At 37.2% G+C, this 7,685-nt stretch carries 6 protein-coding genes; 3 read left to right on the forward strand and 3 right to left on the reverse strand.

The features are described from left to right. Positions 1–44: 44 nt before the first annotated feature. Together H4J75_RS11725 and H4J75_RS11730 are read left to right on the forward strand one after the other, a co-directional pair. Positions 45–2,291 carry an EAL domain-containing protein gene (locus H4J75_RS11725; protein WP_259366377.1) on the forward strand — a complete coding sequence of 749 codons (2,247 nt, stop codon included), beginning with the start codon at positions 45–47 and terminating at the stop codon, positions 2,289–2,291. Between the two features lie 417 nt (positions 2,292–2,708). Next, positions 2,709–2,939: a glutaredoxin family protein gene (locus H4J75_RS11730; RefSeq protein WP_182222225.1), complete on the forward strand. Its 231-nt coding sequence runs from the start codon at positions 2,709–2,711 to the stop codon at positions 2,937–2,939. A gap of 384 nt (positions 2,940–3,323) precedes the next feature. On the opposite strand, the gene H4J75_RS11735 is transcribed toward H4J75_RS11730, so the two are convergent. Then, positions 3,324–4,550 (reverse strand): DEAD/DEAH box helicase, encoded by a 1,227-nt coding sequence (locus tag H4J75_RS11735; protein ID WP_182222226.1) that lies wholly within the window; start codon positions 4,548–4,550, stop codon positions 3,324–3,326. A gap of 642 nt (positions 4,551–5,192) precedes the next feature. On the opposite strand from H4J75_RS11735, the gene H4J75_RS20175 reads away from it, so the two are divergent. Continuing rightward, a complete protein-coding gene (locus tag H4J75_RS20175) occupies positions 5,193–5,318 on the forward strand; it encodes a hypothetical protein (protein ID WP_259366378.1) in 126 nt (41 codons plus the stop codon). 164 nt (positions 5,319–5,482) lie between these two features. On the opposite strand, the gene H4J75_RS11740 is transcribed toward H4J75_RS20175, so the two are convergent. Then, on the reverse strand, positions 5,483–6,190 hold the full coding sequence (locus tag H4J75_RS11740) for an ABC transporter substrate-binding protein (RefSeq protein ID WP_182222227.1): 708 nt from the start codon (positions 6,188–6,190) through the stop codon (positions 5,483–5,485). A 457-nt stretch (positions 6,191–6,647) separates the two neighbouring features. After that, positions 6,648–7,637, reverse strand: coding sequence for a transposase (locus tag H4J75_RS11745; protein ID WP_182222228.1), 990 nt, complete (start codon positions 7,635–7,637; stop codon positions 6,648–6,650). Between the last annotated feature and the right edge of the window lie 48 nt (positions 7,638–7,685).

Genomic DNA, 7,685 nt, shown 5'->3' on the forward strand with positions numbered 1-7,685 from the left:
AAAGTATCACATAAAGGTAAATGCCCGATGAGGAAGAGTACATCATGAAAAAAGACTCAAAGCAGCTTACAAGCAAAAAAGTTGCTGTGCGTAAAGAGGCTATGCACCGTTTGCAAGAAGATGGGCAACCTGAAAGTGATTCAATTACTGATGAAGCATCGACTGTTAGTCTTCTGCATGAGTTACAGGTGCACCAGATAGAGTTAGAAATGCAGCAAAACGATCTTATTTTAGCCAGAGATTCTTCTGAAGCAGCAGCAATACGTTACGAAGCCTTATACGACTTCGCTCCTGTGGCTTTTATTTCCCTTAACCGTTCAGGCGATATTACCCAAACCAATCTAACCGCTGCCAGCATGTTGGGTATTCCGCGCGCAAAAATAAATGGTTTGAGATTGGCCGCGTTTTTAACCGAAGATTCTCTGTCTCAATTCAACTCACACCTGTCGAATGCTTTTAAAGGGCTAAATCAATCCGCTTGTGAAGTAAAACTATACGTTGATAATAAAGTAATTACCGTTCAGGTGATGATGAGTATCAACGACGACGGCCTCGAGTGCTTAACCGTATTAACTGATATAACCGCGCGCAAACAAACAGAAGTAAAATTAAAACTCGCTGCTAGCGTATTTAGTCACGCCCACGAAGGTATCTTAATAACAGATATCAGGGGTAATATCCTTGAGGTCAATGACACTTTTAGCCAAATTACTGGTTATAGTAGAAAGGAAGCTATTGGTCAAAATCCACGAATTCTCAAATCAGGTCGTCAGTCCGATGACTATTATAAAGACATGTGGAAAACCTTGAAGGAACACGGCTACTGGAGCTCAGAAATATGGAATCGACGAAAAAATGGTGACATTTATCCCGAAATGCAATCAATTAGCGCAGTAAGTGATGCCCTTGGTCAGGTAATGCACTATGTATCAATGTTCTCTGATATTACTCATCTTAAAGCGCATCAAGAGCAACTTGAACATAGCGCCCATCACGATATATTAACCGGTCTTCCCAATAGAATACTGTTGGCTAACAAGTTAACGTTGGCTATTAAGCAAAGCCAGCGACACGGAAAAATACTTGCACTTGCCTATATTGATTTAGACGGTTTCAAGAAAATTAATGATAGTTATGGGCACAACACGGGTGATCAATTTCTAATCGACATTTCAGCTAAGTTTGAGCAGTCTTTACGTGCGGGTGATTTTTTAGCGCGTATTGGCGGTGATGAATTTATCGCTGTACTTAGCGACCTCGATAATATAAACGAATGTGAGCCGGTATTGCAGCGCATATTGACAGCTGCATCTCAAAATATTATCTGTAATGATAATATACTTAAAGTTTCAGCCAGCATTGGTGTGACGCTTTATCCGAAAAACGGCTCTGACCCTGACCTTTTGCTTCGCCAAGCGGATCAGGCTATGTATATTGCCAAAGATGCAGGGAAAGGTTGTTATCGGTTTTTCGATATAGGCCCCTCAGAGGCAGATCGAACACGAAGGGAGGGTCTTGAGCGCATTCGTCAGGGGTTTGAGAAAAAAGAGTTTGTTTTATATTATCAGCCTAAAGTGAACATGAAAACCAATGAGGTGATTGGCGCAGAGGCTCTGATCCGGTGGAAACACCCTCAACAAGGCATCTTGCCACCAGGAGGTTTTTTACCCATCATTGAAGGCCATTTAATTAGTATTAAAATTGGTGAATGGGTTATTGATACAGCACTTAAACAGATGAGTATCTGGCAGACACAAGGGTTAACCATACCAGTAAGTGTCAACGTAGGTGCTAGCCAATTACAAAGTGGTAATTTTGTAACACATTTAGCGGGAGCGTTAGCTGCCTACCCTGAAATTTATCCTGAATTACTGGAATTAGAAATATTAGAGACTAGTGCACTAGAAGATGTAATTCAGGTCAGTAAACTCATGAATACCTGTGTAAAGATGGGGGTAAAGTTTGCCTTGGATGATTTTGGCACTGGCTATTCTTCGCTAACTTACCTTAGACGCCTACCCGCTGATATTTTAAAAATTGATCAGACTTTTATTCGAGATATGCTTACAGATCCCTCTGACCTTGCCATTGTTAAGGCTGTTATCGGCTTAGCTAATATTTTCAATCGTGGTGTGATAGCCGAGGGAGTTGAAACAAAGGCTCACGCTGAAAAACTACTGTCGCTTAACTGCACTATTGCGCAAGGCTACGGAATTTCTCGCCCCATGCCGGCGGATGATTTTCCTTTGTGGTTGGAGAGTTGGCATATAAATCCAATTTGGACAGCGTAAGATTTCAATTAGAGAAGTTTGTTAAGGTTTTTAGGTCAATTGAGTTTACAAAAAATAATGCCAAGGCAATCATTTGAACGTTAAGTTTGGTGGTTTAGTTGTCTGTCAGGGGAAAGGTAGAACTACATATTCTGAATGCTGTAAACCGTCCAAGAAACTAATGATGTTCACATTTGTAAAGTGGATAAAACCACAAATTAAAAAAAGTTTAATTGTTAATGTTTTTCTGTTGGCAGCTCTAAGCAGAAACGATTAAATTCAAAACCCAAACAACTAGTTGATATATTTTTATCACCTTGGTTTAACAAAGTAGCTTAATTTTCTTTGTATAAAATTGAAAGTTCGGTTAATTCATCTTTGTTTTTTCTGAGAGTTCAGTAAAATAGTGAATCTTTAACAATTCTGCAAAGGTTAGTGATGAAACGCGTTGTTTTATATATTTCAGATAAATGCCCCCATTCTCGTGAAGCTCAAAAATACTTGGATAATAACGGCATAAAATACAGATTAACCAATGCAAAAATGCAGCGCGGTAGAAAAGAGCTTGACGCTATAGGAGCTAGCTCTTTACCCGCCCTTAAAATTGGTAATGCAGTCATGATTGGCTGGAATCTAAAAAACTTTAAGAAACTCTATGCCGAAGATTAACAAGCTCAATTATCTCATTAGATAATTGAGTAACCAACGAGCACAGAATGCTTGATTACTCTATTTCGAATGGATAAAAAGATAGAAAAGTAGGGCACCATATAATCTGCCCCTGAGCATTATAATAATTAATGATCACTTATTGCGTATTACTGAGCAACGAATAGCACCCAATAGGTGTGGTTAGCCATTACCGCATGCGCACTAAAATTAATCGCTAAACATTACTTAATGTATGGTGCTCATTTGCACAGCAACTAGGTTAATGCTGATAATTTTTTGCCCAGTGTGCTTATCTTCACCGCAAAAAAAGCATCCTAAGGCATCGAGAGTTGATATGTGTAGCCGAGCTAAAAATCTCTAGTTGGCTACTTTATAGCTATCTTATTTTCTTTTTTTTCTTGTGCTATTCGTTCTGTTCGTTTTATTTGTTTTACTTACCTTTTTTTTGACTTCTTTAGGTAATTTTGAAAACTCTTTATGAAAAGGCTGCTCTGTAACAACAGGAATGACTTGTCCTATGCTATTTTCGATATTAATTAATTGCCTCATATCATTCTCTACAGCAAATGAAATGGCCATTCCACTTTTACCGGCGCGAGCAGTTCGACCTATACGATGTATGTAATTTCTTGGATCTTCAGGAAGGTTATAGTTAATAACTAAAGTAATATTATTAACATCAATTCCGCGAGCAGCAACATCAGTGGCAACTAATACTCTTAGATTTGAATCTTTAAAGTTTTGTAGCGCTTCCTCTCTAACTGCTTGTGTTTTACTACTGTGAAGGCTAGCGGCTGTTATTGATGCTTTTTCTAATGCTTTAACAATGATGTCAGCGCCATACTTTGTTTTACAAAAGATAAGCACTTTTTCAAATTCAGGTTTTTGTAATATATTAAAGAGTAAAGGTACTTTATTCGCTTTATCAAGATGGTATACGCTTTGATTAACCAAATCGATAGTGACCGTTTCAGCCGCAACTTGAATTTTTATTGGATCTGTTAATATTGCTTCTGCCAGTATTTCTATTTCAGCGGGCATAGTCGCTGAAAACAATAGTGTTTGTCGCTTCTTTGGCAGTTTAGATATAATGGTTTGAACATCTTTAAAAAACCCCATATCAAGCATAGTATCGGCTTCATCTAAGACAAATATTTCTAACGCCTTAAAATTTATATCACCCGTTTCAATTAAATCTAATAATCGTCCAGGGGTTGCCACTAAAATATCAAGTCCAAGCGCGATCGAGTCAACTTGAGCTTGTCTTCCTACACCACCATAAACAACCTTAGTTTTAAGTTCTAAACCTTCAGAGTAGTCATCAATGTTTTGCATTATTTGCGAGGCGAGCTCTCTCGTTGGCGTTAGTATTAGCGAACGTGTGCTCTTCGCTTGAATATCTATTTTATTTCGACCAAAATTATTGATAATAGGCAGTGAAAAAGCCGCCGTCTTTCCTGTTCCCGTTTGCGCTATACCAAGAAGATCATTCCCATTAATAAGAGCCGGAATACATTCTTTTTGGATCGGTGTAGGCTGTTTATAGCCCTTAAGAGTAACGCGATCAATAATTGACTCTAAAAGTGAAAATTCTGTAAATTCTGACATGCTGCCTCGGTGTCCTTTAATCAATAGCCGACTATTCTAACAGAATGCTTTAATATATTTAAGACGTATTAAAGATGGCTTTTTCTGACGGATCCTCACAAAAGATCTTATTAAAATTATAATTAAGTAACTAAGTGCTCTGACCCCTTGATTTTTCTTTCACGGGGGGGACTTTACGGGATAGTTAATTTAAAAAGGATACATTGACAGTAAGCCTTATAAAACAAAGTATATATAGATTGTATTTACCTTCGACCTTAGGCAGCTTTCGTATCCAAAGTGACTAAAATCCCCTTATTGCAATGATCGGTTTCTCCAGCTTTGCAGTAATTAGGTATTAGTTGAGCCTTGGGGGAACTTCTAGCCATATACGGTCATTGAGCTTTTAAGAAACCATGATCATATCCAGGGTAAGTTTAACTAAAATTTACAGTTCGTTTTTAGGGCTGGTTTAAGCTCAAGGCAACTGTGGATTTCGAATTTCAAATGTTAACTATTCGCCTAAATTTAGAATGATAAATCAAAGTTCGCCTTACAATAACAAGAGTTTACTACCAACGGATAAAACTCCGTTAGTATGTATATATTGAAGATCAACAAGTTGATTTTATTAAAAAGACGCTTGAGGGATAAAGTTTATATGTGGGTAAAGCACCACCCGCTGCTCATATACATATTTTTGTTAGTAAGGAGTTATTTGATTTACGCAAGCAGTTACTCAATGAGCCCTTTGAAGAAGCAAGAGCAGAACCTAAATTGGTTGTATAATGATTGATGAATCGTTTAAGATTTTTTTTGTTAAAAAGTTCAGGTGAATGCTAATGGGAATTTAAGACGGATCCCGTTCTAAATTTTTCAAATCCTGTGGGTTATGAAAAAACAGTCGATGACAATGTGACAGCTTTCCCATGCCAAAGTGATATTTATAAAGCTTAAAGACCATATTTAGCTAATATTTCCTTATATTGACCCTGTTCTTTGATCTTGACCAAACAGGCATCAAAATTATTTAAAAACTGTTCTTTATTTTCTATGTTTTTTGATGCTTTTGATACAGTAAGAAAATAATTTTTCACTTTGATATTGTAATCTAACACTCTAACTTTTGATTTGATATTCAGTACATTCGCACGCCAATAAAATGTTTCTTTGGAGTTAATCATAATGTCAAACCTAGGTTTTTCTGCGAGTAATTGTTTAAACATTGCGTCAACATTATACCCATCAAAAACTTGTTTCTTTAGACGTTTATCCTTAATTATTTGCATTATTTCAGGCGTGTGTGACAAACCTGACAGATGGCCAATAACATAAGGAGACAAGTCATTCAGTTCATTAATTTCAATGCTACTTTCTGCACTTACCACAAAACCATAATCACTGGTAAACATAGGCTCTTTACTATAAATAACAAAATTTTTGCGAAATTTATTGTAAGAATAAATACTAATGTCAATTTCACCTGATTGCATGTAAACGTGGGTTCTTTTAACAGGAAGTTTTATGAATTTTTGTTGGTATACTTTATTGTCTACACATTTTTCGAGAATGTCTTTTGCCACACCTTTAAGTGATTCCTCTTCGTTATTTAAGAAAAAAGGAGGCCAATCAATGTCATTTAATATTAAAGGCACTCTCATTGATGCGGAGACTTTAAAGCATGCCAGTAGTAAAAATAGTATGATTCTTTTTTTATAAATCATTAAGACAACATAAAAGACATTTGGTAAGTTTAAATATAGGATAAATATTACACGCTATCAAAAATTCTTATAGATTAATTTGTAGACTACGTAGTTAAGAACATATTTTTAAAAACTTATAAATTATTATGCCACCCATGATAATTCTCCGCAGTAATAATGCTCTGAAATATAAATTATTATGCCACCCATGATAATTCTCCGCAGTAATAATGCTCTGAAACACAGCTATCGATTGGTCAGCAACAATTCATGTACTTCATATTATAAGCCTTTGCCTATCGATTTTTATAGATGTTGATTAAATGAGTGAATTTCAGGCAAGCTTAACTTGTTACCTAAAGGTAGCCGTATTTTTTTGCTGTCTTAGTGTGGTCTTTGAATCTAGTTAAGTTTACGCGCTATCCAAACAAGCTTGAGCATTTGCTTTACCGTGTGCGCGCTTTAACCCCACGTGCTCAGTAAATTCACACAAATGCTCTGCGGTGCCGACCGCGCCCGTGAATATACCTTCAAAGTTTGTGGTGAGTTTGAGCCAACTTTCATCGCTGATGTGAAGTCTTGACAGTATATTTGCGGTTTTAGTCACGATAGCGCCTCGTTTGTCTGCTCTTATTACGCGACCTGTTTCATCTACAAGGGTTAAATAGTCCTTTAAGCTAAAGCGGATACCGGAGGTTTTAGCTTGCTGTTCATTGCCCGTAAAAGGTAATAACCTTGTCGGTTGCTCTCCTGTAATGGCTGCTTTGATACGCAGTTGAATACTGGTAAAACTCGATTGCTCAGGTGTTGGAGCAATGCCTGCCCGCACTGGATTTAAATCTACATAAGCCATACAAGCAAGTAATGCCCCTTCATCGAGCAGGGCTTGTGATTTAAAGCGTCCTTCCCAAAAGTGCCCCGTGCATTCATCTTCTTTATTGGCTTGTCGAGCAATAGGCTCATTTAATGCTCGCATAAACCAACTGATATCGATTAAACGCTGTTTATAGACCTGTGCTGTTTCTTCAACTATTTCCATTTCGAATGTCGTTAATGTAGTTAATGATTGCTGTCGCTGATATTGACCGGTTAATAGGGTGCCTTTAAACAACGTATGCCAACGGGACAGTACCTCGAGCGTCGTCCAGTTGTTAACTTTTTCACTATCAACATGAAGGACTAAATGTAAGTGATTATTCATGACAGCGTAAGCACAAATGCCAATAGCAAAGACTTGAGATAATGTAAAAATGCGCTGTTCAATCCAATGGCGCCTGTGCTCATAACTGACACCGGTTTCTTTATCAACACCACATAAAAAGGCTTTTCGAACGGTTTGACTGCAAATATGATAATACGGCGTATCAGATAAACTAATTTGTTGTGAACGAGGCTTGGGCATAACAATCACCACACTTATAAGAGGGTAAATTAAGTGTAGTTTATTGTT

The organism is Colwellia sp. BRX10-1 (genome assembly GCF_014077545.1).
In the GTDB taxonomy this organism is placed as follows: Bacteria; Pseudomonadota; Gammaproteobacteria; order Enterobacterales; family Alteromonadaceae; genus Colwellia_A.

Excerpts from the sequence above, each read along its gene's own strand:
- H4J75_RS11725 (WP_259366377.1), top strand. The coding sequence starts at position 45 with ATGAAAAAAGACTCAAAGCAGCTTACAAGCAAAAAAGTTGCTGTGCGT.
- H4J75_RS11740 (WP_182222227.1), bottom strand. The coding sequence starts at position 6,190 with ATGAGAGTGCCTTTAATATTAAATGACATTGATTGGCCTCCTTTTTTC.
- H4J75_RS11745 (WP_182222228.1), bottom strand. The coding sequence starts at position 7,637 with ATGCCCAAGCCTCGTTCACAACAAATTAGTTTATCTGATACGCCGTAT.
- H4J75_RS11735 (WP_182222226.1), bottom strand. The coding sequence starts at position 4,550 with ATGTCAGAATTTACAGAATTTTCACTTTTAGAGTCAATTATTGATCGC.
- H4J75_RS11730 (WP_182222225.1), top strand. The coding sequence starts at position 2,709 with ATGAAACGCGTTGTTTTATATATTTCAGATAAATGCCCCCATTCTCGT.